General features: G+C 52.0%; 19 protein-coding genes, 1 pseudogene and 1 riboswitch. Of the genes and pseudogenes, 15 read left to right on the forward strand and 5 right to left on the reverse strand.

Annotation, left to right across the window (positions count from 1 at the left end; all coding sequences use genetic code 11):
• Nucleotides 1-10: 10 nt before the first annotated feature.
• The 3 genes from NYE74_RS15850 (at nucleotide 11) to NYE74_RS15860 (ending at nucleotide 4,642) form a co-directional block, all read left to right on the forward strand.
• Nucleotides 11-1,357 carry an ABC transporter substrate-binding protein gene (locus NYE74_RS15850; protein WP_270618669.1) on the forward strand — a complete coding sequence of 449 codons (1,347 nt, stop codon included), beginning with the start codon at nucleotides 11-13 and terminating at the stop codon, nucleotides 1,355-1,357.
• A gap of 37 nt (nucleotides 1,358-1,394) precedes the next feature.
• Nucleotides 1,395-3,305 (forward strand): glycoside hydrolase family 43 protein, encoded by a 1,911-nt coding sequence (locus tag NYE74_RS15855; protein ID WP_341004913.1) that lies wholly within the window; start codon nucleotides 1,395-1,397, stop codon nucleotides 3,303-3,305.
• A gap of 218 nt (nucleotides 3,306-3,523) precedes the next feature.
• Entirely contained in the window at nucleotides 3,524-4,642 is a 1,119-nt protein-coding gene (locus NYE74_RS15860; RefSeq protein WP_036623922.1) for an IS110 family transposase, read from the forward strand.
• Between the two features lie 648 nt (nucleotides 4,643-5,290).
• Here NYE74_RS15860 and NYE74_RS15865 read toward each other — a convergent pair.
• Entirely contained in the window at nucleotides 5,291-5,938 is a 648-nt protein-coding gene (locus NYE74_RS15865; RefSeq protein WP_270618667.1) for a transcriptional regulator, read from the reverse strand.
• A gap of 449 nt (nucleotides 5,939-6,387) precedes the next feature.
• Between NYE74_RS15865 and NYE74_RS15870 the strand changes: the two genes are divergently transcribed.
• From NYE74_RS15870 to NYE74_RS15890, 5 genes are all read left to right on the forward strand, one after another.
• Complete coding sequence (locus NYE74_RS15870) at nucleotides 6,388-7,029, forward strand: stage V sporulation protein AA (RefSeq protein WP_036621854.1); 642 nt, start codon at nucleotides 6,388-6,390, stop codon at nucleotides 7,027-7,029.
• Complete coding sequence (locus tag NYE74_RS15875) at nucleotides 7,029-7,451, forward strand: stage V sporulation protein AB (RefSeq protein ID WP_036621855.1); 423 nt, start codon at nucleotides 7,029-7,031, stop codon at nucleotides 7,449-7,451. The genes NYE74_RS15870 and NYE74_RS15875 overlap by 1 nt, the downstream gene beginning before the upstream one ends.
• Nucleotides 7,452-7,481: 30 nt before the next feature.
• Nucleotides 7,482-9,131 (forward strand): spore germination protein, encoded by a 1,650-nt coding sequence (locus NYE74_RS15880; RefSeq protein WP_124332643.1) that lies wholly within the window; start codon nucleotides 7,482-7,484, stop codon nucleotides 9,129-9,131.
• A gap of 113 nt (nucleotides 9,132-9,244) precedes the next feature.
• Nucleotides 9,245-10,573 (forward strand): diaminopimelate decarboxylase, encoded by a 1,329-nt coding sequence (gene lysA, locus NYE74_RS15885; protein WP_124332644.1) that lies wholly within the window; start codon nucleotides 9,245-9,247, stop codon nucleotides 10,571-10,573.
• A gap of 144 nt (nucleotides 10,574-10,717) precedes the next feature.
• On the forward strand, nucleotides 10,718-11,155 hold the full coding sequence (locus NYE74_RS15890; protein ID WP_124332645.1) for a peptidylprolyl isomerase: 438 nt from the start codon (nucleotides 10,718-10,720) through the stop codon (nucleotides 11,153-11,155).
• A gap of 91 nt (nucleotides 11,156-11,246) precedes the next feature.
• On the opposite strand, the gene tlp is transcribed toward NYE74_RS15890, so the two are convergent.
• Both tlp and NYE74_RS15900 read right to left on the reverse strand, forming a co-directional pair.
• Nucleotides 11,247-11,474, reverse strand: a complete 228-nt coding sequence (tlp, locus tag NYE74_RS15895) for a small acid-soluble spore protein Tlp (protein ID WP_036621859.1) — start codon at nucleotides 11,472-11,474, stop codon at nucleotides 11,247-11,249.
• A gap of 74 nt (nucleotides 11,475-11,548) precedes the next feature.
• The gene (locus NYE74_RS15900; RefSeq protein ID WP_270618664.1) at nucleotides 11,549-12,451 is read right to left on the reverse strand and encodes an AraC family transcriptional regulator; all 903 of its coding nucleotides are present in this window, start codon (nucleotides 12,449-12,451) and stop codon (nucleotides 11,549-11,551) included.
• A 294-nt stretch (nucleotides 12,452-12,745) separates the two neighbouring features.
• On the opposite strand from NYE74_RS15900, the pseudogene NYE74_RS15905 reads away from it, so the two are divergent.
• From NYE74_RS15905 to NYE74_RS15915, 3 genes and pseudogenes are all read left to right on the forward strand, one after another.
• Nucleotides 12,746-13,978 (forward strand): annotated as a pseudogene (locus NYE74_RS15905) (dicarboxylate/amino acid:cation symporter).
• A 21-nt stretch (nucleotides 13,979-13,999) separates the two neighbouring features.
• The gene (locus NYE74_RS15910; RefSeq protein ID WP_036621862.1) at nucleotides 14,000-16,294 is read left to right on the forward strand and encodes a beta-L-arabinofuranosidase domain-containing protein; all 2,295 of its coding nucleotides are present in this window, start codon (nucleotides 14,000-14,002) and stop codon (nucleotides 16,292-16,294) included.
• Between the two features lie 644 nt (nucleotides 16,295-16,938).
• On the forward strand, nucleotides 16,939-18,006 hold the full coding sequence (locus NYE74_RS15915) for a hypothetical protein (RefSeq protein ID WP_036621864.1): 1,068 nt from the start codon (nucleotides 16,939-16,941) through the stop codon (nucleotides 18,004-18,006).
• Between the two features lie 148 nt (nucleotides 18,007-18,154).
• On the opposite strand, the gene adhP is transcribed toward NYE74_RS15915, so the two are convergent.
• Together adhP and NYE74_RS15925 are read right to left on the reverse strand one after the other, a co-directional pair.
• On the reverse strand, nucleotides 18,155-19,180 hold the full coding sequence (gene adhP, locus NYE74_RS15920) for an alcohol dehydrogenase AdhP (protein ID WP_036621866.1): 1,026 nt from the start codon (nucleotides 19,178-19,180) through the stop codon (nucleotides 18,155-18,157).
• 550 nt (nucleotides 19,181-19,730) lie between these two features.
• Complete coding sequence (locus tag NYE74_RS15925; RefSeq protein ID WP_227872850.1) at nucleotides 19,731-20,042, reverse strand: MerR family transcriptional regulator; 312 nt, start codon at nucleotides 20,040-20,042, stop codon at nucleotides 19,731-19,733.
• Nucleotides 20,043-20,136: 94 nt separating this feature from the next.
• Here NYE74_RS15925 and NYE74_RS15930 point away from each other — a divergent pair, with 94 nt between their 5' ends.
• The 4 genes from NYE74_RS15930 (at nucleotide 20,137) to NYE74_RS15945 (ending at nucleotide 24,845) form a co-directional block, all read left to right on the forward strand.
• Nucleotides 20,137-20,991 (forward strand): SDR family oxidoreductase, encoded by an 855-nt coding sequence (locus NYE74_RS15930; protein ID WP_124332646.1) that lies wholly within the window; start codon nucleotides 20,137-20,139, stop codon nucleotides 20,989-20,991.
• Between the two features lie 249 nt (nucleotides 20,992-21,240).
• Nucleotides 21,241-21,436, forward strand: a riboswitch (FMN riboswitch).
• A gap of 322 nt (nucleotides 21,437-21,758) precedes the next feature.
• Nucleotides 21,759-22,868: a bifunctional diaminohydroxyphosphoribosylaminopyrimidine deaminase/5-amino-6-(5-phosphoribosylamino)uracil reductase RibD gene (gene ribD, locus NYE74_RS15935; protein WP_124332647.1), complete on the forward strand. Its 1,110-nt coding sequence runs from the start codon at nucleotides 21,759-21,761 to the stop codon at nucleotides 22,866-22,868.
• 23 nt (nucleotides 22,869-22,891) lie between these two features.
• Entirely contained in the window at nucleotides 22,892-23,578 is a 687-nt protein-coding gene (gene ribE, locus NYE74_RS15940) for a riboflavin synthase (protein WP_124332648.1), read from the forward strand.
• Between the two features lie 28 nt (nucleotides 23,579-23,606).
• Nucleotides 23,607-24,845, forward strand: a complete 1,239-nt coding sequence (locus NYE74_RS15945) for a bifunctional 3,4-dihydroxy-2-butanone-4-phosphate synthase/GTP cyclohydrolase II (RefSeq protein ID WP_036621875.1) — start codon at nucleotides 23,607-23,609, stop codon at nucleotides 24,843-24,845.
• Nucleotides 24,846-24,878: the final 33 nt, after the last annotated feature.

Below are 24,878 nucleotides of genomic sequence, written 5' to 3' on the forward strand. Positions count from 1 at the left end.
GGGATGAAGTATGAAAAAAACAAGTTTTCGCTCATTATTGTTGTTAACGCTTTCTCTGGTGCTGGTGCTTGCCGGCTGCGGAAGCGCGGCCAAAAGCGGGGAGGGCGGTTCCGGCGGCGGGGTGCAGGGGGAGGCCGCCGCGCCAACGAAAATCAGCTTTTGGGCCGCTGCCGTTACGCCGGAGCGCAACGCTTTTTTTGAACAAATCATCCAGGAGTTTGAGCAGCAGAATCCGGATATCCAGGTGGACTATCTCGGCGTTCCAGGAGACCTGTCCGCCTATGAGCAGAAGGTCAATGTGGCGATTTCCGCCGGACAGGCGCCCGATATTATGAACGATTTCAAGGCCGATCTGATCACCCGCGACGTGCTTGAACCGCTGGACGATTATTTTGCGGCTTGGGAAGACAAGGACTTGATTTCGCCGGAGATCATCGCGAGCAACCGGAAGCTGGATGCGAAAGAAGGAAAGCTGTACGCGCTGCCCTACAGCTCGCAAACGTGGAATTTGTGGGTGCGGCCGGACTGGTTTAAGGAAGCCGGGCTTAAGCTGCCCGAGACATGGCCGGACTTCTTTACGGCGGTGGAGAAGCTCACGGATAAGGGGAAAGGCCGTTACGGGCTTAGCATCCGCGGCGGAGCAGGCAGCGCCAACACGCTGGAGATGCTGATGTATTCCTATTCGGGCATTACCGATTATTTTACCGCGGATGGCAAGCCTACGATCAATGACCCGCTGCATGTGGAATTCGTCGAAAAATATTTGGGCGCCTATAACGTGTTCACCCCGGAAGACGACTTGAACAAGGGGTGGAGCGAACTGGCGGCCACGTTTCAGTCGGACAAAGCGGCGATCGTCGTGCACAATCTTGGCTCGGCCAGTTCGCATGAAAAGGCGTTTGGCGGCGACCGCAATAGATTCGCGGCGGTTCCTTTTCCGGCCAGCGTGAAAGGGTATAGGGAGCATCCGGGCCTTGCGCCGCTGGGGCTGACAATGTCGAAATCGGCGCAGCACAAAGACGCGGTGTGGAAATTTATGACCTTCTACTTGTCGCATGACATCAACAGCCGCTACTCCAAGCTATATGGGGAAATTCCCGCCAACAAGGAGGCGGCGCAGGATGCCTGGGTGCAGGAGATTCCGTACATGAAATCGGCTTCCGAGCTGCTAAACTCTCCGGACACGAAGTTCGCCGACACGCCTTATTATTTGCCGGGATACAGCAATGTGCAAAAAGCGGTGGAGCCGTTGATTCAAAAGACGATGGCCAAACGGATGAGCGCCCGGGAACTGCTTGACGAGTGGGCGGACCTGCTGGCTAGAGAAAAAGCGAGCTACGACCAATCCGCCAATTAACAGGGCGGAGGTCATCATGCGATTGGAGGAACATGTAATGCGGATCAATGAGATCGGGCGGCGGGGGTGGGCTCCCGACCTGGGGGACGGGACGTACCGGAATCCGATTATTTTCGCGGATTATTCCGACCCTGATATCATCGCGGTTCATGATGAATTTTATATGGTCTCGTCGAGCTTCAATCATATGCCCGGCTTGCCGCTGCTGCATTCCCGCGATCTGGTCAATTGGACGATCATTAATCATGTGGTCCCGAGTTTCGATTGGCCCGGATACGACCGCGTGCAGCACGGGAAAGGCATTTGGGCGCCAAGCCTGCGTTATCATGACGGGAAGTTTTGGGTGTTCTTCAGCACGCCGGACGAGGGGATATTTATGTGCCAAGCCGCCGATCCGTTTGGGATGTGGACCGCGCCCCATCTCGTGCGCGCGGCCAAAGGCTGGATCGACCCTTGTCCGTTCTGGGATGAGGACGGCCAGGCCTACCTGGTGCATGCCTTCGCCTTCAGCCGCTCCGGCCGCAAGCATTTGCTGCAGCTTTTCCGCATGGCGCCGGACGGCACCCGGCTGCTGGATGAAGGGCGGATCATTATCGACGGCACGGCTCGTCATCCGACGCTGGAAGGCCCGAAAATGTATAAACGGGGCGGGTATTACTATATTTTTGCCCCGGCGGGCGGTGTGGAGAACGGCTGGCAGAGCGTGTTCAGAGCGAGGGCGATTGACGGGCCTTACGAGGACAAAATCGTGCTGCATCAAGGAGAGACGGATGTAAACGGCCCGCATCAGGGCGGTTACGTCGAGCTTGAATCGGGCGAGTCATGGTTCGTTCATTTTCAGGACAAGGGCGCTTACGGGCGGATCGTTCATCTGCAGCCGATGCGGTGGGTCGACGATTGGCCTGTGATGGGCCGGGTTTCACCCTTGGGCGGCGAACCGGACAAGAATGGCGGAGCAGGTGAGGAAGAGCTAGCTGATGGTGGGTCAGGTGGGTGTGAGTTAGATGAAGGGGCGTCAGTTAATGGAGAACTTAGTGCTGGAGAACTCGGTGTAGGTGAAGTAGGTGAGGGAGAGCTAGGTGAGTGTGGATTAGACGAGTGTGCGCCCGGTGAGTGCAGGTCAGGTGCGAGCGAACTAGGTGAAAATAAGTTGCACGAGAGTGGTCCCGGGGAGCCGGTGGAGCGTTGGAGCAAACCGCAGACGCGGGCGGTGTTGTCCGGCAGCGTAAATCCGGATATTCCGCAGACCTCGGATGATTTTCGTGCGGCAACGCTGGGTTTGCAGTGGCAGTGGCAGGCCAATCCGCGAGCGGAGTGGTACGAGCTGCGGCCGGAGGCGGGACGCCTGCGCCTTTACGCGCTGCCGCTGCCGGACGGGTGCGAACGCCTATACGATGCGCCGCCGCTGCTGCTGCAAAAGTTCCCGGCGCCCTCTTTCAGCGCGACAACGCAGCTGACGCTGGAGCATCTTGCCCCGACGGGCCGGGCGGGGCTTGTCGTGTTCGGCCGGCGGGCGATGGCGCTGCTGGTTAGACCGCTTGAGGACGGGCGATTCCTGCTCGAGCAGGTCGCTTCGGAAAGCGGGCGGCCGGACGATGCGATCGTCGCGGGCGTGGCGGTGGATACCGCCGGGATTGTGCTGCAAGCTGTCGTGCAAGAGCCGGGGAACTGCCGGTTCAGGTATAGTCTGGACGGCGGCTGCCGGTTTATGGACATCGGCGAATCGTTTATCGCGGAAAAAGGCGCATGGGTCGGAGCGAAGGTGGGCATCTGCGCGTTTGAGGCGAACCGGGCCAGACGTTCGAGCCAAGCGTCTCAGGCTGGCTGGCCGAGCCAGGCCTCCCGGGAGGGCCGGCCGGCGGCGCCGTCGAGAACCGCTTGCTCAGGCTTAAGCTCAAGTTCAACGCCTTGCGCCGATTTCAAAGGCTTCGATATCCGGGTAATTTGAAGCAGCGGCGAGAAGGAGGCCCAAAAGTGTCGATTTCTGATTGCATCGGTATTAGGGCGCCTAATTCGATCACACCAGGTCGATTCGTGTTTAATGAATTTCTAGCTATGATGAACGTAAACAAAAGACAGCCCTCCATATTGCTACATCTCGTAGGTTAAAATGGATAGTGAAAACCAAACCATTTCAGAGCTACATAGCAAAGGAGAGCTGATACTATGCAGTCTACCACAAAATTCGTCGGTTTAGATGTATCCAAAGAAAAAATTTCGGTTGCTATTGCAGATGCAAGCGGTGAAACTCCTCGCTATTACGGGAGCATTCCTCACACTCCGGCGGCGCTGCGCAAGCTGATCAAAGAACTGGGACCGGCCGAAACGCTATCGTTTTGTTATGAGGCAGGTCCGACAGGTTACGAAACCTATCGCTGGATCACCTCCATGGGAGCCCATTGCGTTGTCATTGCTCCGTCGCTTATTCCCAAACGCCCTGGTGATCACGTGAAGACGGATCGACGGGACGCCGAGCAGCTTGCCCGTCTGTTTCGTGCAGGAGAATTGACTCCTGTCTACGTCCCGGAGCGGGAAGACGAGGCTTTGCGGGAGTTGGTTCGCGCCCGGGAGGCCGCCAAAGAGGACGCGCATCGGGCACGCCAGCGGATATTGAAGTTCCTGCTCCGCCATCAAATCGAACCGCCGGCTACGATAAAGCGTCGTTGGACCCGGAAGTACCGTTCCTGGCTGGAGCAACTGACATTCCCTTATGAGCCCATGCAAGTAGCCTTCGACGAGATGCTCCATACCTTAAATGAGATCGAGCAGCGGATGGGGCGTTTGGAAAAAGCCTTGGTTCAGCAAGCCACGGTCGGCTCCAAGGCAACTCTGATTCGGGTGCTTCAGTCCCTGCGTGGGATTGGACTACTGACGGCCGTCACTCTAGCTGCTGAGATCGGTTCATTTACTCGCTTCCGCTCCCCGGCCCAACTCATGGCGTATTTAGGGTTGGTTCCTCGTGAGAGTTCAACCGGCCTGAGTACTCGGCGCGGAAGTATGACCAAAGCCGGTAACGGGCGCTTGCGCCGATCCTTGGTGGAATCCGCCTGGAGCTACCGTCATCGGCCTGCGGTGAAAGGAGATCTCGCCAAGCGTTTGGATGGCATGCCGGCCGATATACAACTGTTGTCGTGGAAAGCGCAAGAAAGATTGCATTACAAATACCGTCATCTCATTTTTGGAAAGAACAAACACAAAAATGTGGCCGTAGGCGCGGTGGCCAGGGAGCTAACCGGGTTCATATGGGCTGTTGCTCGAACGGTGGAACAACCGGTGGCTAACTAACGCCCCTTCCGTCCCCTTTGGGGAGACGCAGGGAGCGTTGCCCCCTGCACCCCCACACTCGCCGTGAGGCGTTCCTCATTTCCAATGAGGAATAGGAAAAGTGTTGATTTGAACCTAACCGCTTGTCAAGAAAAGCGCTTGACAAGCTCACGCCTGAGCACGAGGCCCGGGAGCAAACGAAGGTTCCGGGAGAGAATTTGCGTCAACCGTTTGCACTAGGTGAGTAACTGAACGTGCGCTTCTAGCTTGCAAGAGCTCTCCTTGACGAAGGCATAACATGTGGTACCAACCCACGGATAGCAGCGTGCCGACCGTCGCTCGCATTTTTGCTCTCGCGCCACGTGCTCAGGCACCTCTCACACGGAGGGCTTGACAAAAACGTTCATAGCAACGGTTGCCATCGCCGTTAAATCGTTGATTTTGCTCGTTTAAAAAATCTAACGGATGCCACCGGCGTTATTTGAGCTATTTTCGTCCGTTAAGGGTGATTATGGGGCAAATAGCGTCGATTACATCCGTTAGAAATTCGGATGCCTCATTTTTGCGGGAATAGCGCTTGTGGCAACCGTTAGAGCATTGAAGCACGAGCAGATTACAGCAAGAACATCGCAGAGGAGCATCACAGCAAGAGCGTTACAGCAAGAACTTTTAAAGTACGTTCCTGAGCCGATAAGTGCGGTATCGCTGCTTTCCGCTGGCGACCATCAGCAGTTTCTTATTTACTAGTGAACGGAGGACAATCCTCGTGCGGTTTTCCGACAGGTGCAAATGTGCGGCCAGTTCGCGAGTTTCAAATGCGCGCAGCAATCTGCGTCCGAACCGCAATGTTTCCGCTTCTGCCCAGCTTAGTTCGGAGGGGGTGTCCATAGACAAGAATTTTCCGGCAAAAGAAAGGACCAGTTGCTTGCACATTCCGGGATCACCACGTATGGACAAGTAAGCGATAGGCAGGAAATACCAATCGTCAAGAACGAGCAAAGCTTGTTTCATACATAAATCTTTAAATCGGGAGACCTCTACGTCCCGGGCATGGGAGCGATAACCGAGGATTTCAATACATCCTTTAGCGCCGCCGGGCATATAGGCTAGATCGAGATAGCGGTAGCCGTTGTTAAACTCCCGCACCTCATATTCGGGATATAAATGATCAAGGCTTCCAATGGCCGGGAACCAGATACTGCGCAAAAAATCAACCGTTCCATGGCCTAATCCACTCTGCAGCAATTCCCGTCTTCTTGGACTTTTCTCATCGGCAATTTGCTTCCCTAGCCAATCATAATAGACCTCTTCAAACAAACCAACTGCACCACCTAACTTATGGAATCAAACAAAAAGCCGCTCTGACAGACAACCCAAACAGAGTTGTATGGTCAGAGCGGCATGTGCTTCACACCGTTTTTTTCAAAGTATCATATTTCGAGCAGTTCATCAAGCAGGTCGAAGTTTGGGTTAAGTTTATGTGTGAATTTTATTTCTGCAGCGGCGGAAGCGCTGAGCAAAATGGCACAGCAGTTGAAGGATCTGATCGGTAAGTTTAAACCGTAAAAAGAACATGGACCGAATCGGGGTACGGCGGGTTTTCCCGTATCCGGTTCCGGATTAATACAGGACCATCCCTCCCGGATGGTCCTGTTAATTTAAAGCGACGGTCCGGTACGGTCCACGGCTCAGCACTCCCGCCTAAGAGTAAACCGCCCCCTCCCTTGGCATACTATGGGCATACGTTAGTGAAGGGGTGAAACGGTTTGGAGAAGGATGCCGCTTCGGCCGTCTATTTGCGTCTTCGCAAGCAGGCGGGCCTGCCTGCCGGAGTTCCGATCCGGCTGGGGGATGTGGCCAGCGTACTGGCGGATTCCGGGCTTGAACGGAGGCTGCTGGAGCTGGTGCTGATCCGTCCGGAGCAACGTGACGGAAATTTGATCGTGATTGACATGATGCTGGTGATCTCCGTGATCCGGGAGCGTTTCCCCGGTCTGCGCGTCGAATTTATCGGCGAACCCCAGGTGCTTGTCGAGATGGTCAAAGAGGAGAAAAAACCTTCGCTGATCTTGTTTTGTTTCGTATGGCTGCTGCTGTTTTTCGGAGCCGCGCTGACGATTATGAACTTTCATGCGGATGTGAGCATGCCGGAGGTGCAGGTGCGGATCGTGGAAATGCTCACCGGCGAGCGGGACGAGCATCCTTACCTGTTTCAGGCTGCTTATTCCGTCGGCATCGGCCTAGGGATGATCGTCTTTTTCAATCACTTGTTCAAGAAAAAATGGAACGAAGAGCCTACCCCGCTGGAAGTGGAAATGTTTTTGTATCAAGAAAATTTGAATCAATACGTCATCGCCGAGGAATACAAAAAAATGCATCAAACCGGCGCGCCGAAGGAGAAGTCCTGATGCCCCCTTTAACCGCGGGAGTGGCTGTTTTTATCGGCCTCTCAGGAGGCATTGCCGTCGGGGCGGGCATGATCGCGTTTTTTATTGTGCTGGACATCATTCCCAGACTGGCTCAGCTCACGAACTCTTACGGTAAAGTTCATTGGTATGAAGGCGCGATGGTGAGCGGCGCTTTTTTGGGAACGGTCGCCGATTTCTGGAATTGGAAGATGGCCGGTTCCTGGACGGCCGAAGGGCTCGTCGGCCTGCTGAACGGGATCTTCGTCGGCATGCTGGCGGCGGCCTTGACCGAGGTGCTTAATGTGCTGCCGATTTTGGCCAAACGCTTGCATATGCAACGGTATTTATTTGGACTTATGCTGGCCATGGTGTTCGGCAAGATGGCGGGCTCTTTATTTGAATGGTTTGTTTACGGACCTTAAATTTGTATAGTAGGGAGGTTGACCGGTACAATGATGGAAAATGAACAAAACGGACCGAGGCAAGATGATGCGGACCATCCGCAGGTGATTCCGGATTTCGTTCCGGGTGAAGAGGAGAATGTGCTCGTCAGCGATCACTACCCGGAGAGCGGAACGGAATATCGGAAAAAGGAGATGGAACGGTCCGATAACATCAAGGAATCGATCATATACTGGCAAAAAAGCGACAACATCAGCAGAAGCTTGTCCACAACGAAACATACGCTGAAGGAAGTCGTCGGCCTGGGCGAAAGCTTTGACATGGTAATCCGGGACATGGCTTTCGGCGGCAAAAGCACGTTTTTGTTTTTTATCAACGGTTTTGCCCGGACTGAAGTAATGCAGGAAATCCTTAAGCGCTTGACTTACCTGACTGCGGAAGATCTCACGGAGGGAGCGCTGCGTTCATTTTTCGAGCTGTATATCCCCCATATTCAGGTGGAGAAGACGGACAAATTAAGCGATGCGGTAAACAAAGCGCTGACCGGCATGAGCGTATTGTTCATCGACGGGGAACAAACCGCCGTGCTGATGGATACGCGCAGTTATCCGATCCGCAGCCCGGAGGAGCCGTCGCTGGAACGGGTCGTTCGCGGCGCCCGCGACGGATTCACCGAAACGCTCGTCACCAACGTCACGCTCGTACGCCGCAGACTTCGCGACCCCGGGCTCAAGTTCGAAGTAGTGAGCGTCGGACGCCGCACGCGTACCGATGTTTGCATCGCCTATGTGGACGATATCGTCGATAAAACGCAGGTGGATTCGGTTCGCGAAAAAATCAAGGCGGTTAATATCGACGGTATCCCGTTGGCCGATAAGCAGTTGGAGGAGGCCATCGTGCACCGGGGCTGGAATCCGTACCCGCTGGTGCGCTATTCGGAACGCCCCGATGTGGTCGCTTCCCATTTGCTGGAGGGCCGGGTCGTCGTGTTTGTGGACACTTCGCCCAGCGTCATGATTTTGCCCACGACCTTTTTCGATTTGTGCCAGCACGCGGAGGAAAACCGGCAAACGCCGTTTATGGGCACTTATTTGCGGTGGGTGCGCTTTTTCGGCATCCTGGCATCCTTGTTTCTGCTGCCGCTCTGGCTTCTGATCGTCGTTCATCCCGAATACAAACCGGCGCTGCTCGCTTTTCTCGGACCGGAGAAAACCGCGAAAATCCCTTTGATCGCCCAGTTTCTGATCGTGGAATTCGGCGTCGATTTAATGCGGATGGCCGCGGTCCACACGCCAACCCCGCTGGCCTCCGCTATGGGTCTGATCGCGGCCATCCTGATCGGGGACATCGCCGTACAGACCGGCTTTTTCGTCAATGAGGTCGTATTGTACATGGCCGTGGCGGCGATCGGGATGTTTGCGACGCCGAGTTATGAGTTGGGCTTGGCCAACCGGATCATCCGGCTTGCTCTTTTGCTTGCGGTGGCGGCATTCGGGGCCCCTGGATTCATTGTCGGGGTAACTGCGTTTATCGTGCTGCTGACGATGCGGCGCTCGTACAACGCTTCATATTTGTGGCCATTTATACCATTTAATGCAAAGGCTATGGCGGCCGTGTTGGTCCGCGTTCCGGTCATGACTTCCAAACAAAGACCGTCGTCCAACAGAACACGGGACAACACGAGAATGCCGAAAAAATAAGGGTTATTGGCTTGTCTTGCACAAAACACAAATGTTATTCGAAAAAATCCATTTTTCAGCGCACCGGTTGTTTGCTATACTGGTGTAAAATTGAAAGTGGAGGACTGCATAGAATGTATTTACACGGTACCAGCAAAATCAACGCAAAAGGCCATCTCGAGATCGGCGGTTGCGACACGGTTGAGCTGAAACAACAATTCGGCACGCCGCTATATATCGTAGATGAAGCACTCGTTCGGCAAAGATGCCGTGAATATATGGATGCTTTCCGGGCATCGGGGCTGTCCTTTCAGGTAGCTTACGCCAGCAAAGCATTCTGTGTCATGGCGATGTGCCGGCTGGCCGAAGAGGAGGGATTGTCGCTTGACGTCGTCTCCGAAGGCGAATTGTATACGGCTTTGCAAGCAGGCTTTCCCGCGCAGCGCATCCATTTTCATGGCAACAACAAGACGCTGGATGAACTGGAAATGGCCATGTCGGCAGGCATCGGCTGTTTTGTGGCGGACAATTTTACCGAGCTCCACATGCTGCAGGCGCTCGCCGCGGAGAAAGGCATCAAGGTTAACGTGCTGCTGCGCGTGACGCCGGGCGTTGAAGCTCATACGCATGAATATATTTCCACCGGGCAGACGGATTCCAAATTCGGATTCGACATTGGCAACGGTTCCGCGTTTGAAGCGGTGGAACTGGCTTCCCGGAGCCTTAATCTGAATCTGCTCGGGGTTCATTCCCATATCGGATCGCAAATTTTCGAAACGGAAGGTTTCCAGCTTGCCGTAGAGCGCGTTGCCGCGTTTGCGATGCAGGTGAAAGAGAAGCTGAACGTCGTATTTAAGGTGGTCAACTTGGGCGGCGGGTTCGGCATCCGTTATACGGAAGAAGATACTCCGCTGAAGGTGGCGAACTACGTCCGCGCGATCACCGATGCGGTGAAGCAGCATTTTTCGAGCTATCCCGAGCTTCCGGAAATTTGGGTCGAACCGGGCCGGAGCATCGTCGGCGACGCCGGCACCACGCTGTACACGGTGGGAACGAGCAAGGACATCCCCGGCGTGCGCAAATATGTGGCGGTCGACGGCGGGATGACGGACAACCCGCGTCCGGCGCTGTACGACTCCAAATACGAAGCCATGCTGGCTAACCGCGCTTATGACGAGAACGAGGAGACCGTATCGATCGCCGGCAAATGCTGCGAAAGCGGCGATATGCTGATCTGGGACGTGGAACTGCCGAAAGTAAATAGCGGCGACCTGCTTGCCGTCGCTTGCACGGGGGCTTACAACTACGCCATGGCCAGCAACTACAACCGGATTCGCCGTCCGGCGGTCGTGTTCGTCCAGGACGGGCACAGCGATTTGGTCGTGAAGCGGGAATCGCTGCAGGATCTGGTCGCGTGCGACGTGATTCCGGAGCGGATTTCGAAGCAACCTTCGCTGAAATAATCAGATCTTTTATAAGAGGCGGAACCGGTTGCGTCTTTCCACCAGCGAAAGCGGACCTGTTCCGCTGTTTTGCGTGCCGGGCTTTTTTCTAGTAAACTGAAAGAGGTTTGTCTAAGACCTTAAAGAAGAAGGGTGTGTAACGATATGAAAAAAGGCAAAATCGTCTTGGAAAAAGGCGGGGAGGTAGAAATTCAATTTTTGCCGGAAGAAGCTCCGGGCACGGTAGCCAACTTCGAGAAGCTGGCCAACTCCGGTTTTTATAATGGACTGACGTTCCATCGCGTGATTCCGGGCTTTGTGGCCCAAGGCGGCTGTCCAATCGGCAACGGCACCGGCGGGCCTGGCTACACGATCAAATGCGAGACGGCAACCAATACGACGAAGCACGAACGCGGCGTACTGTCGATGGCGCATGCCGGCAAAGACACGGGCGGCAGCCAGTTCTTCATCGTGTATGAGCCGCAGCCGCATTTGAACGGGGTTCACACGGTATTTGGCAAGGTTACTTCGGGGATGGAACTCGTGGATGAAATCCGCCCTGGCGACAAGATGAAGGAAGTTAGCGTTTGGGACGAAGCCTAAACGAAAAGCATAGCGAAGGGGTGCCCGCATGGCTAAACAACTTGGCCGTGGAGCACCCCTTTTCTTGGTTTAATATTTTTGAACAACCTCTTTAGGATTTTCTCTGATGCGCAGCCTCATCCTTCACTTCTTCGCGCATACCTTCAATGGCGTTCAGCCGTCTTTCGTTTTTCTCCTCGATATGCTGTTTCTCTCCGCCGGAGATTTCGTCGGCATGCTCGCTTAGGTAATCCTGTCCTTCACGGAAGTTTTCGATCGTATCTTGAATGCTATCCTGCAGTTTCTCCACGTTATCGGAACGGTCATCTGGTTTGGCCACGTTAAATTCCTCCTGAAGTGTAATGATTATTCGTTGGGGATTTCCGTGGTTATGGTTGCCTTTTTCGGCGCGATTTATTCACTTTTGGCGGGCGTGGTGATGATTTTTCGATATTCCAATGGGGTCATGCCGATTGATTTTTTGAATTGCTTGCAAAAATAGGACGTATCGGAGAAACCAACGGAAGCCGCAATCCAGTTTACCGTTTTATCCTGGTCCGCGAGCAGTTGCTTGGCTTTGTTCAGACGGATCGACAACAACAATTGCAGAGGGCTCATACCGTATTTATGTTTTACGCAGCGAATAATATGCGCGGGATGGAAGGCGTATTGCTCGGCGAGCTCGTTCAAAGTAAAACTTTGCCCATAGTTTAAAGTAAACAGATCGTAAATCTCCGCCGCAACGTCTTTTTCAACGGTACGTTCATTAGAGTCGCAAAAAATGGTCAATATTTTAAGAAACAGCTGTTGATATTGTATTTGCGAAATGGTGGAAGGGTAAAACAGCTTTTCATTGTGATATTTATCGATTTTGACTTGCGAGATATCGTCCATGTGGCTTTTTAGGACGTCGTGTAGGCTCTTATCGATCATTCCGTACTGCGGCAGTGAAATGTAAAAAGTATCTTTTTTATAATACTTGTGTTTGTTCATTTTGGCGGATGCATAGGAAATGGGACTTTCCGAATAAGAGTAACTGCCCGTTGTGGAGAAATGAATCCAGGAAAAGGCAGTGTCGGTCGTGCACGGTTTGTATCCCTTATGCAGATTGTCCGGCGGCAACATTAAAAATTGCCCAGGCTCCACGATATATTTCCGTCCGTTTTCCTCCAGATAAAGCGCTCCGCTAAATACGAAGATCAAATCAAAGGTATTGTTAAGAATGCGCCGTTCATGAATATCGCCTTTCCGAAAAAGTGAAATGCCCCCAACAATCAGATGGGGCAGTGGAGGACAACTGAAATTGATATATAACATTCCGAATTCCTCCCATGTTCATTTTGTTTTATTTAAGATATCACTTTAAATGGGGAGAAATCAATGACAAGAGTTGGAGACCGGATTCGGCGAAGGTGCTGAAGTTTATAAAATGCTAATAATGTTATATTTTAAAAGTTAATAATGAACTATTCTTTGCTAATTTTAATAATTTTAAAAACCCGTCCCGGCTTCCATACTTAGGTTATAAAACTTTTTCATTCCGTCGACGGTGAAGCAGTTTTGTAAGCGTTATTATCCAAGGTAAACAACATCATGAATGAGGTGAGAGCAATGCTGGGTGTTTTAAAAAATTATAAATTTTCGATTATTTTGCTGGCCGGCGTGTTGGTCGGCGGGATTGCCGGTACGATTCTTGGCGAACGCTCATCCGTATTGCAGCCCTTTGCGGATGTTTTTCTGAATCTGGTGTTCTGCATTATCGTTCCGCTGGTTTTTGTGTCGATTGCCAGTTCGATCGCCAGTATGACGAACTTGAAAAAGCTAGGAAAAATTCTTGGCATCTTTTTTATGGTGATTGTGGTTACGGGCTTGATTACTGCCGTACTGGCGCTGATCAGCGGGCTCATTTTTAATCCGGCGCTGAACTCGCACGTAACTTTCGGGGAAGCGGTGCAAACCGACAACAGCTCTTTGGATCTTGTGAGATTGTTTACGGTTTCCGATTTTGTCGAGCTTTTGTCTTTAAAAAATATGATGGCCTTAATCGTGTTTGCCATCTTGTTCGGGATATCCGTAAGCTCGATCGGGGAGATTGGAGAGCCTGTGGTCAAGCTGCTAAACAGCTTGTCCGCCGTGCTGAACAAAATCGTATCGATCATCATGTATTACGCGCCCGTCGGCATCGCCTGTTATTTCGCCACATTAATCGGAAAAGTCGGCAACCAGGTGGTATGGTCCGTGGCCCGGGCTTCCATTATTTACTCCGTCTTCTGCATCTTGTTTTTCATCTTATTTTGAGTTCTAGCATCATATTACGGCGGGGGGACCACCGGGCTTAAGAGGTTCTGGAAAAATATATGGCTGCCGCTGACGACCGCCATGGGAACCTGCAGCAGTACGGCTTGCATCCCGGTCAACCGGCTGGCTGCCAAAGATATGGGCATCCCTGATGAAATCAGCGATATCATTATTCCGCTAGGGGCCAGCGTGCATAAAAACGGGGTTGTCAGCGTTCAAATGATTAAAATCGTGTTTTTGTTCGGAATTTTAAACATAACGATGGGGCCGGCGGATATGGTTACGGCGATTCTCGTGGCTTTGATCAGCGGAATTATCGTTGGCACGATCCCGAGCGGAGGATTCATTGGCGAGATGTTTATCTGTACTGCTTTTGGCTTTCCCATGGAAGCGGTTCCGATTCTGGTGATTATGGGCACGATTACGGATCCGTTCTGCACGATGGTGAACGTGACGGGTGACACGGCTATAAGCATGGTCATTGCGCGGATTATCGAAGGGAAGAACTGGGTGAAAAACAAAATCGGCAACTTGACACAAGCTTGAGATTAGAGAGGATGTACGCATATGGATAGGGAAGAGGTCAAAAAACACCGCCAGGAGATCGTGAAACTGGACTGCGATAGCATTTATATAGGTAATTTGTATACGGTGGATACCGATCTGGAGCTGCCTTCCACAGGCAAGCATGGCTCATCCATTACCTGGGAATCGAAAGAAATTCTTTTTTTAAGTCATACTGGCAAGGTCACCAGACCAACTTTTGGCGTTGGAAATCGAATCGTTCCTCTGGTAGCCACGGTTACCTTTGAAGGGGAATCCCTACAGAGAACCTTTGATGTCACCGTGCTGGAAGAAGAGTATAAAGCCGAAATCGTTGAGGTCTATCCAGTTGAGGTCCAAACGGCAGCAGGAATCAAGCCGGAATTGCCGACCGTCGTTGTCGTCCGAAACGATACCGGAAGCCGGACAGTAAGCCATGTCTCCTGGGAGCCGATCGAAAGGGAAAGGTATCAACAAACGGGTGGCTTTACGATCCAAGGCAAGCTGGAGGAAACCGGATGGCAGGCTGAAGCAAAAGTGACAGTGATGACGGATACGGATGAAGTGATTCCGCACACCCCAAAAGTATATGCTTTTGGCGGTCAAAGCGTACGGCTTGAGGCGGATACGGAGTTTGCAGCGGCGATGAACCGTTCACTGGAGTATCTGTTATCCGTGGATGACGATCAGATGCTGTATAATTTTAGGGCGGCCGCCCATTTGGATGTTAAAGGCGCCAAACCGATGACGGGCTGGGACGCTCCGGAGTGCAACCTAAAGGGGCATACGACAGGGCATTATCTATCCGCTTTAGCGCTTGCCTATAGTGCTACAGGGGGAAATTCGGCCATCAAAGACAAAATGGACTATATGATTGCCGAGTTGAGCCGCTGCCAAAACGTCATGTCGGAGCTGCCCGGTTATCATCAGGGATTTCTTAGCGCTTACTCGGAGGATCAGTTTAATCTGTTGGAAGAGTATTCCACTTATCCGACGATTTGGGCGCCTTATTATACCTTGCATAAAATTATGGCCGGACTGCTGGACTGCTATACTCTGGCCGGGAATAAACACGCCCTGGTGATGTGTGTTCGCTTAGGCGATTGGGTATACCGGCGGCTGAGCCAGCTCTCCAAGGAACAACGCCAGAAAATGTGGTCACTCTATATTGCCGGAGAATTCGGCGGCATGAACGAGGTTTTGACGAACCTGTACCTGATCACGCAGAACCGGAACTACTTGGCAGCCGCAAAATATTTTGATAATGAGCAATTATTATTCCCGATGAAGGAAAATATCGATACCCTCGGCGATATGCACGCCAATCAGCATATTCCGCAAATCATCGGCGCTTTGAAACTATTTGAGGCGGAAGGCGAGAAAGCCTATTATGAGGCGGCCAAAAACTTTTGGCGTATGGTTACGGAAGACCACGCTTATCAAATCGGCGGCGTCGGCGAGACGGAAATGTTCAAAGAGCCCGGCAAGATCGCCGCTTATTTGACCGATAAAACCGCAGAGACCTGCGCCAGCTACAATATGTTAAAGCTGACCAAAGAACTGTTCTGTTTCGAACCTAAAAAGGAATACATGGACTATTATGAGAGAACGCTTTACAATCATATTTTGGCAACGGGAAACAGCAAGCGGGCAGATGGGGGAAGCACCTATTTCCTGCCTTTAGCCCCGGGTTCTTGCAAGAAATTCGATACCCATGAAAATACCTGCTGCCATGGCACCGGTTTGGAAAACCATTTTAAATATCAGGAAAGCATTTATTTCCATGATCAGGATAACTTGTTCGTCAACCTGTATATACCGTCCACTTTGTCGTGGAAAGAGAAGGGGATTACCGTATCCCAAAAAAGAAATAGAGGAGAGTTTGCCGAGACCGTGCAGTTTTTTGTTGACGGCGGGAAGGAGTTAAACATCCGCTTTAGAATTCCCGAGTGGGCGGCGGAGCGCTCCATCAGGGTAAAGATGAACGATGAAATTGTAGCGGCCCCGCGCCAAGAGGACGGATATATTCAAATCCAAAATGTCTGGGAACACGATAAAGTAGAACTTATTTTTCCTTACTCTTTAAGATTGGTAAGCACTCCGGACGATGCTCGCATAAAAAGCGTTTTGTTCGGGCCTTATGTTCTGGCGGCGATCCATGAGGAACAGGATTTTATCGCCTGGCCTTACAGTGAAGAACAATTCGTAGAGCGAATGAAAAAATCGGAAGGAGATTTGCATTTCACTCTGGACGGCACGCGGTTTGTTCCGTTGTATCAAATCCAGGATCAGCGGTTTCATGCTTATTTTAAGTTTTGAAGATCAAAAGGCCAGTTTTGTGATAAACTGGTCTTTTTTTGCATGAGTTGGTTGCAGATCAACATCCGGTGGCCGGACACTTTGCACGATTATCCCATTTGCTCAGGAGGCAAAGAAGAAGACAAATTCAGAAGAAGGGGATATAATTGGGCAAGGTAGATATATTTGGAGTAGGGGATATGTCTGAGATAGGTGGGCATGTTTTCTTCCGCTCCGGGTAGGCTCAGCCGACGCCGTCCGGTGTACTCGTTTAGGTACTTCTGCAAGTGCTTCAGTCCCAAAGCTACATACGTACCCTTCAGCGATTCTCATGCCTAGTACTCTACTCAAGCCGGAAATCTCGCTTGAACCGCCTCATTTATTCCCTAAACTCTTTTTCTTTATCCCGTCACAGCCCTCACCCCCTGCCCCCCTGAACGAAAGGGATAATCGTGCAAGCAGCATGCAGGGACACTAAGATATGAACGATGTATAAGATTTTAATTTTGGAGATGAAAATTTGCCCTTTTTCAACAATGGGATGGGGAAAATGAAAGATTTTTCAGTATGATGCATGAGAATAAAAAAGATTGTAAGTTGAAGATTAACAAACTGAATAAAGCAAATCCCTCAGCCGATGAGGAAATAATAAGGAAGATACCGTTTTGAAAAAATTATTAACTGTACTAATTTGTGCATTAACTTTAATAGGGTGTAATCATGAATCCAGTATTATTGAACCAAATGCAACTGATCCCGAAAGCGAAACAAAATCAGTTTCGCCGATAGTCTATAAAACTTTTGCAAATGAAGAATTCACCATCCAATATCCGGAGGATTGGGATGAGTTCGATATCACTATATTTAATAACCCCATGATCAAAATGGCTGTGAAAAACAATAATTCTGAAAATTCGTTTGCTGACAATATCAATGTGGTAGTCGAACCCAACAATTTCTCGAGCATGTCGGCCAAAGATATTGCAGAGTATGCCGTAGAAAATTTAAAGCAAAATCAAAGTGCTGCGGGGATGGATAATTTTAAGAAGCTGAAATTCGAGGATAAAATGTTCTTTAGTAGGGATGCAGGTATTTTAATATGTGAATACAAGCACAGCGCTACTGGCGCCCAAGTTATTTTGACTCAGTTTATTGTACCGCTAGAGTCAAATATCTACACAGTTTCTATCTCTTTATCAAATGATTCTTATAAATCGATCGGAGAAGATTTAGTCAAAAATGTATTTGGGTCGTTCGTGGTCAGCGATATAGAAAAGAATGCCGAGGAGAGTCAAGCAGCGTCTCAAAATCAAGCAACTAACGGTTCTTATGAATGGAACCTTGCTGATGAAAACCCAGAAACGAATGGAAATGTTATCATTGCTTTAGATTACTTAATTGAGTCTGGACCATTAACGGAAGGCAGTCATGAAGATATTGCCAAAGTTTTTAAGGCTCCGTGGGATTATTATGGAAAGCCCATTGCCTTTGAAGGAATCGTTAGTTTAGTCCAAGACTACCCACCTGAATCTGAAACTTTTTTACGTTCAGAAGTATTACTGTCAACTGAAGATAACACTATTATAGATATACTTTCAACAGTTCCAAGTGGTAACTTAAAAGAAGATGACGCAGTGTCGATTAACGGATTGGTCGTCGGAAGAATGGAAGTAGAAAATGCAATCGGCGGCACCTTTACCCACCTTATTGTTATCACAAATAATCTGGAGTAACTAACTTATCTCATTGATGCGCAGCTTGTGAATAATATCTAAACTTAAACGTTGGCTGGACCATGAAGATTTGCAGTTAGCGGTGATCGTCCGAATCGAGCTGCAAAAGAAACAGGCTATGGTGCTCTAGAGCCTGTTTCTTTGGATTCTATTGGGAAGAAGAGGTGAAGTCAATGACCATACGGCCCTGGATTTTGCCTTCCTCCATCTCCTCAAAGATATGGTTGATGTCCTCAATCGGACGTTTGCTGACGATCGGCACGACTTTGCCTTCCGCGGCGAAGCGGAAAGCCTCCTTCAGGTCTTCGCGGGTTCCAACCAGGGAACCGATGACCTGAATACCGTCCAGAACGAGACGGGGAATGTCCAGGTCCATCTTGTCCGTCGGAAGGCCTACGGCTACAACACGAGCGCCTGCCTTGACCACGTCAATCGCCTGGTTGAACGGCTTCTTGGCCACGGCGGTAACGACAGTGGCGTCAAGGCCGGCTCCGTTGGTCAGCTCCTTGGCTTTGTCGGCCGGATTCTCCTTCAGGCTGTTCACGGCATAATCCGCACCGACACTAAGCGCCAGCTCCAGCTTCTCGTCGCTAATATCGAAAGCCACTACTTTGGCATTGAATACGTGCTTCGCGTATTGCACGGCGAGGTTGCCCAAGCCGCCGATACCGAAGATGCCAATCCACTGTCCGGGCTGGATGCCGCTGACCTTAACCGCCTTGTAGGTCGTCACCCCGGCGCATGTGACGCTGGTCGCAGCGGCCGGGTCGAGCTGCTCCGGTACTTTGACCGCGTAATCCGCCCTGACGATGCATTGCTCCGCCATCGCGCCGTCTACGGTATATCCCGCATTTTTGACCTCTCTGCACAGCGTTTCCCGGCCTGTCAGGCAATATTCGCAGCGTCCACAGCTCTCGAACAGCCATGCGATGCTGACCCGGTCTCCAACGCGCAGGTTCGTGACCCCTTCGCCCAGTTCAACGACTCTGCCGATGCCTTCGTGGCCCAGCACCCGGCCCGTTACGTCGCCGAAGTCCGCGTTTTTAACGTGCAGATCGGTGTGGCATACCCCGCAGTATTCCATTTGGACCAAAGCCTCGCCGTGCTTTAGGGGACGAAGCTGCTTGTCCTCGATATGGACGTTTTGATCCTTCGTGACAACTGCTGCTTTCATGATCATAAATCTCCTTTGGCTGATATCGTTGGTATCACTGCTTCATACAGAGACTACCCGATATCATTCGAATTCTGTTTTGGAAATATACCTTAAGAATAAGAACATATATGGTTACCCCGTAATTGATATGAATTATCAACTACGGGGTAACGGGGGCAATTCCATAGCAATTTTTATCGGCAATTAAGTTTAGAGAGTAAAACAAAGAATGTTTCTTTATTGAGCTGTCTTTCCCATATTGGTGAACCTGTGATGAGATTCTCACTCGGAAACTTGGTTTAGCTTGCGTAGAAGCAAAGCCAGAAGGGCACCGACAATCCCCAGCCCAAGCAGTTAATGGAGGAGGGGGTAGTCACAGGAGTTTGCCGTAAAGTGGATCCGTGTTATCCCCAGCAGTATGAAAGCTATTGTCTAACGTATATTGAACCTTTGTTTAATCCAAACCTTGGAGAAAGTACGAGCTCTTACGAAAGATGAGACAAAAATTTAGGAGAAGAAAGAATGTAAGTCACTTCATTAAGCCATCGGGAAACGATGGCTTATGCCATTAATTATCCATTTCAAACAAAGCCATAAGCAACTCAATCGGAAGAACTGGCATACCAAGTCCTTTGCATCTCTTGAGCTTTTTGCGGATCGTCCATGAGTAGAGTCTTGTACTCCAGCATCTTGTTAAGGGTGTCCAGCATTTGGTCGTATTCTTTCTTCTTGCTTTCCGCTCGACAGCCTCTTCCGAATAGTTACGGTAATTGTTGCTTTCTCGCCGGACATGCCGAGCATCCAGCAAGCCTTCCTTTTCATAAAAGCGGATCGTATGGATCGTTAATCCCATCTTGTCCGCCAGTTCCTGAATTCTCATGATCATTTCTCCTTTGGGCCGCTTGCCCTAGAGTTCACTTCATAGTTTATGCTTAACACGTTCAAGCAGTCAACTCATGAAGGAGGATATCATTATGCATGTTTTTGTTACAGGAGCAACAGGGTATGTCGGTTCCGCAGTTGTCCGGGAACTGATCGGCGCGGGACATACAGTAACGGGTCTTTGCCGTTCTGAAGAGAAAGCCGCAGGATTAAAGGCAGCGGGAGCTGAAGCGCTATACGGCACGCTGGACGATCTCGATACTCTGCGCAGCGCCGCTGCAGCTGCGGACGGCGTGATTCATCTGGCGTTCACCGGCGACTTTTCCGACTTTGAAGCTGCGCTGGCTCTGGATTTGCGGGCCGCCCAAGCCATGGGGGCGGCGCTCGAAGGCTCCGGGAAGCCGTTTATTACCACGGGTCACCCTCACGAAAATGGACATACCGTGGACGATGCCGTGCTCGCCATGGCAGAGCGGGGTATTCGGGCATCCATCGTCACGCTTGCACCGACCGTGCACGGCGAAGGCGATAGGGCCTTTGTGCCGATGTTGATCAACATCGCCCGGGAGAAGGGCTTCGCCGCCTACATCGGCGACGGAATGAACCGCTGGCCGGCGGTTCACCGTCTGGATGCGGCGGTTCTGTACCGACTGGCGCTGGAATCCGCCCCGGCGGGCTCACGGCTGCTTGGCGTCGGCGATGTAGGCATTCCGTTCCGCGAGATCGCCGAGGTCATCGGGCGGCAATTGAACGTGCCGACGGTTAGCATCACACCTGAAGAAGCAACCGCCCATTTCGGCTTTCTTGGCCCCATTGCGGCATTCGACATCGCAGGCGTGTTCAACACTGCGCAGGGGAGTCTGGCAACACGGGAGCTTCTGGGCTGGAAACCGGTGCAGCCCGGACTGATCGCCGATCTCGAAGAAGGGCATTATTTTGGGGTGTAGAGATTAAAGTGAAATTATTGATCCGTATGCAAAGTGGAGACGGCGAGATGAACCGATAAATAAAGAAAAAATGAGGCGGCAAGAAACTGATTAAAGTTCCAAGAGACCCGTTCTTTCGGTGGCTGTAAGGCACGGATAATTCAGACATGTAATTTAATTTGGGGATGGGAGTTGTTGCATTTTTTATTTTGTGGTGGTAACATTACCGCAGAGCCTATGACATGTCATAGGACCACAACCAAATAAGCTACAATCCTTCGGGGCAGGGTGAAATTCCCTACCGACGGTGATGGCTGAAACGGATAGCGGCGATTTTCGCCGGTCGGTATTAATCCCCTCCGTTTCAAGCACGAGTCCGTGACCCGCGAAGCGCTGAACAAGCGCAAGCGGCTGAGCCGGTGCGATTCCGGGACCGACAGTATAGTCTGGATGGGAGAAGGAAAACGCGAAAAAACACGCACGTTTTAGTTATTCTTTATTATTTACTATTTCGGTGTGTTTGCAACCAAAGAGCTTTTTGTATTTCAAGTTCCGCATTTCACAAAGTTTAGTTGCGCGATGAAATGACGGCTTGAAAATACGGCGTCTTTAGGCTACCCGTCTTTTTGGCGGTATTGTCTTTGCCGTCCGCTCTTTTGGCTTGCGTCTTGCGTAGGATAACTCTCATACAACCCTGCCGGATTGGTTTCGGCAGGGTTATTTGGTTTTGTTTGGGGTTTTGGTTTGAGATTTATGTGATTTTGGATTTCGGCGGGAGGCGAGAGGCAATGCAAGTGATCGACGATGAATACTACATGGGGCTGGCCCTGGATATGGCCGAGCGGGCCCAAGGCCAAACCGGCGTCAACCCGGTGGTCGGCGCGGTGGTCGTAAAAGACGGCGCGCTCGTCGGCCTGGGGACGCATCTTGAGCGCGGCACGCCGCACGCGGAGGTTCACGCGCTGAACATGGCCGGAGCGAACGCCAAGGGCAGCACCGTTTACGTCTCGCTGGAGCCCTGCAGCCATTACGGTTTGACGCCGCCTTGCGCCGAGCGGCTGATTACCGAGGGGGTCAAGCGGGTCGTGATCGCCTGCGAGGATCCGAATCCCCAGGTTGCCGGCAGGGGCATCGCCATGCTCCGCGATCAGGGGATTGAGGTAAAGGTGGGCGTGCTCCGGGAAAGGGCCGTGAAGATCAACCGGAAGTTTATCAAATTTATTACGACGGGGCTCCCCTACGTCACGGTCAAAACGGCCAGCACGCTCGACGGCAAAATCGCCTCCCGCACCGGGGACAGCAAATGGATTTCCAATGAAAGCGCGCGGGAAATCGTGCATACGATGCGGCACCGGCATCAGGCGATTATGGTCGGCGTCTCCACCGTCGTTGCCGACGATCCGCAGCTCACAACCCGGCTTTCCGTTCCGGGGCTGTCGCCGGTCCGGTTGATCGTCGATTCCACGCTGCGGATTCCCGAAACGGCCAAGGTGCTGCAGGATCATGCGGCCCCGACGATCCTGCTGACGACGGAGCGGGCCGATCCGGCCAAGGCGGAGCTGCTAACAAGCCTGGGCGCCGAAGTGATGCGCTGCGGAAACGGGCCGCAGGTGGACCTCAAACTTGCCCTGGAACAGCTCGGAGCCAAAGGCATCTCGTCCGTGCTGGCGGAAGGCGGCGGCCGCTTAAACGGCTCGCTTTTGCAAAACCGGCTTGTGGATGAAATCGTGTTGTTTTTTGCCCCCAAGCTAATCGGCGGCGGCCAAGAGGCGGCGGTGAATTTCAGGTTTGCCGGCTTCGATTTGATGCGGGACGCCGTCACCTTGCGGGATATGGAAATAACGCAAATCGGAGATAATGTGTGCATCCGGGGTTATCCGGTTTGGAGCGAAACGTAAATGAACCAGAGGAGGGAAAAGAGATGTTCACGGGACTTATCGAGGAAATCGGAACGATGAAGTCGATCGGCCGCAAGGGAGAGGCGATGCTGCTGGAAATCTCCGCGCAGGTGGTCAGCGAAGATATCAAAATCGGGGACAGCGTCGCCGTCAACGGAGTCTGTCTCACGGCCACCGCCGTAGGCGCCGCCTCCTTTACGGTCGATGTGATGCCGCAAACGTACCGGAATACGAATTTGAAAGATTTGAAGCCGGGCAGCCGGGTCAATCTGGAACGGGCGATGGCGGCAAATGGGCGCTTCGGCGGCCATATCGTTCAGGGGCATGTCGACGGCGTCGGGAAAATCGTCGGCACAGGCCGGGACCAGAACGCGGTCGTATACGAAATCGCACCGCTTCGATCTTCTTTGTTCAAATACATCATTCCCAAAGGTTCGGTTACGGTGGACGGCATCAGTCTGACGGTCGTGGAGGCCGGGAGCGGGAAATTTGCCGTTTCGATCATCCCCCATACCCTTTCCGAGACGGTGCTTGCGTTTAAACGCCCGGGAGATACGGTAAATGTGGAATGCGATGTGCTGGGAAAATACGTGGAGCATTTGCTGAAATACGGAAAAAATCACGGCGAACCTGAGGATGAAGGTCCCGGCAGCCCAACCGGCCAATCCGGAATCGATCTGCCGTTTTTGACCGCCAACGGTTTTGCCTAAAGTTTGTTGAAACAGGAGGGGAAAAAGCATGAGCGAGATACGATTGGACCGTGTGGAAGATGCGATCTACGAGTTAATGCGAGGCAAAGTTATCATCGTCGTAGACGATGAAGACCGGGAGAACGAAGGGGACTTCGTCGCCCTGGCGGAAAAAGCGACGCCGGAAGTGATCAATTTTATGATCACGCAAGGGCGCGGACTCGTCTGCCTGCCGATCACGCAGGAGCGGGCCGAAGAGCTTGATTTGCAGCCGATGGTTGCGCAAAATACCGATTATCACGGGACGGCTTTTACCGTGTCCATCGACCATGCAAATACGTCGACCGGGATTTCCGCCTATGAACGTTCGCTTACGGTCAAAGGGATTATGGACCCGAACGCGAAGCCGGCGGACTTCCGGCGGCCCGGCCATATGTTCCCTCTGATCGCCAAAAAAGGCGGCGTGCTCCGGCGCGCGGGCCACACGGAGGCCGCGGTCGATTTGGCCCGCATGTGCGGCTCGTATCCGGCGGGGGTCATCTGCGAGGTGATTAAGGAAGACGGGACGATGGCCAGACTTCCGGATTTGGCCGAGATCGCCAAAACGTTTGATCTGAAGCTGATCAGCATCAAAGACTTGATTCATTACCGCAACGAAAAGGAAAAGCTGGTCAACCGCGAAGTCGAAGTGCGGATGCCCACCGATTACGGCGAATTCCGCGCGGTCGCTTATACGAACGAGGTTGATTCGAAAGAACATGTGGCGCTGGTTAAAGGCGAAATCAACAGCACTGAGCCGGTGCTCGTCCGCGTTCACTCGGAATGTCTGACCGGCGATGTGTTCCATTCGCATCGCTGCGATTGCGGCCCGCAGTTTGAAGCGGCGCTCCGGCAGATCGAGGAAGCGGGGAACGGCGTGCTGCTGTACATGCGCCAGGAAGGACGCGGCATCGGGCTGATCAATAAACTGAAAGCCTATAAGCTGCAGGAAGAAGGTTACGATACGGTCGATGCCAATCTGAAGCTCGGTTTTCCGCCCGATCTCCGCGATTATGGGATCGGCGCGCAAATCCTGAAGGATTTGGGCGTGCGGAAAATCCGCCTGCTGACGAACAACCCGCGCAAAATCAAAGGCCTGGAGGGATACGGCCTGGAAGTGGTCGAGCGGGTGCCGATTCAAATGAAGGAAAACGCCGATAACGCCAAGTACTTGCATACGAAGCAGACGAAGCTTGGCCACCTGCTGAAGTTCGACGATCTGGAGCAAGACGAGTCGCCCCGGGTCTGACAGGCCGAAGGGCGAACCGCTAGCGATTTTCAT

The organism is Paenibacillus sp. FSL P4-0127, from assembly GCF_038007325.1.
GTDB classification, from domain to species: Bacteria; Bacillota; Bacilli; order Paenibacillales; family Paenibacillaceae; genus Fontibacillus; species Fontibacillus macerans.

What these genes read in the sequence shown, in the direction of transcription:
- NYE74_RS15875 (WP_036621855.1), top strand. Translation starts at nt 7,029, where the DNA reads ATGCCCCCTTTAACCGCGGGAGTGGCTGTTTTTATCGGCCTCTCAGGA.
- NYE74_RS15880 (WP_124332643.1), top strand. Translation starts at nt 7,482, where the DNA reads ATGATGGAAAATGAACAAAACGGACCGAGGCAAGATGATGCGGACCAT.
- NYE74_RS15900 (WP_270618664.1), bottom strand. Translation starts at nt 12,451, where the DNA reads ATGTTATATATCAATTTCAGTTGTCCTCCACTGCCCCATCTGATTGTT.
- NYE74_RS15925 (WP_227872850.1), bottom strand. Translation starts at nt 20,042, where the DNA reads ATGAGAATTCAGGAACTGGCGGACAAGATGGGATTAACGATCCATACG.
- NYE74_RS15890 (WP_124332645.1), top strand. Translation starts at nt 10,718, where the DNA reads ATGAAAAAAGGCAAAATCGTCTTGGAAAAAGGCGGGGAGGTAGAAATT.
- NYE74_RS15910 (WP_036621862.1), top strand. Translation starts at nt 14,000, where the DNA reads ATGGATAGGGAAGAGGTCAAAAAACACCGCCAGGAGATCGTGAAACTG.
- adhP (WP_036621866.1), bottom strand. Translation starts at nt 19,180, where the DNA reads ATGAAAGCAGCAGTTGTCACGAAGGATCAAAACGTCCATATCGAGGAC.
- NYE74_RS15945 (WP_036621875.1), top strand. Translation starts at nt 23,607, where the DNA reads ATGAGCGAGATACGATTGGACCGTGTGGAAGATGCGATCTACGAGTTA.
- ribD (WP_124332647.1), top strand. Translation starts at nt 21,759, where the DNA reads ATGCAAGTGATCGACGATGAATACTACATGGGGCTGGCCCTGGATATG.
- ribE (WP_124332648.1), top strand. Translation starts at nt 22,892, where the DNA reads ATGTTCACGGGACTTATCGAGGAAATCGGAACGATGAAGTCGATCGGC.
- NYE74_RS15850 (WP_270618669.1), top strand. Translation starts at nt 11, where the DNA reads ATGAAAAAAACAAGTTTTCGCTCATTATTGTTGTTAACGCTTTCTCTG.
- NYE74_RS15855 (WP_341004913.1), top strand. Translation starts at nt 1,395, where the DNA reads ATGCGGATCAATGAGATCGGGCGGCGGGGGTGGGCTCCCGACCTGGGG.
- lysA (WP_124332644.1), top strand. Translation starts at nt 9,245, where the DNA reads ATGTATTTACACGGTACCAGCAAAATCAACGCAAAAGGCCATCTCGAG.
- NYE74_RS15930 (WP_124332646.1), top strand. Translation starts at nt 20,137, where the DNA reads ATGCATGTTTTTGTTACAGGAGCAACAGGGTATGTCGGTTCCGCAGTT.
- NYE74_RS15860 (WP_036623922.1), top strand. Translation starts at nt 3,524, where the DNA reads ATGCAGTCTACCACAAAATTCGTCGGTTTAGATGTATCCAAAGAAAAA.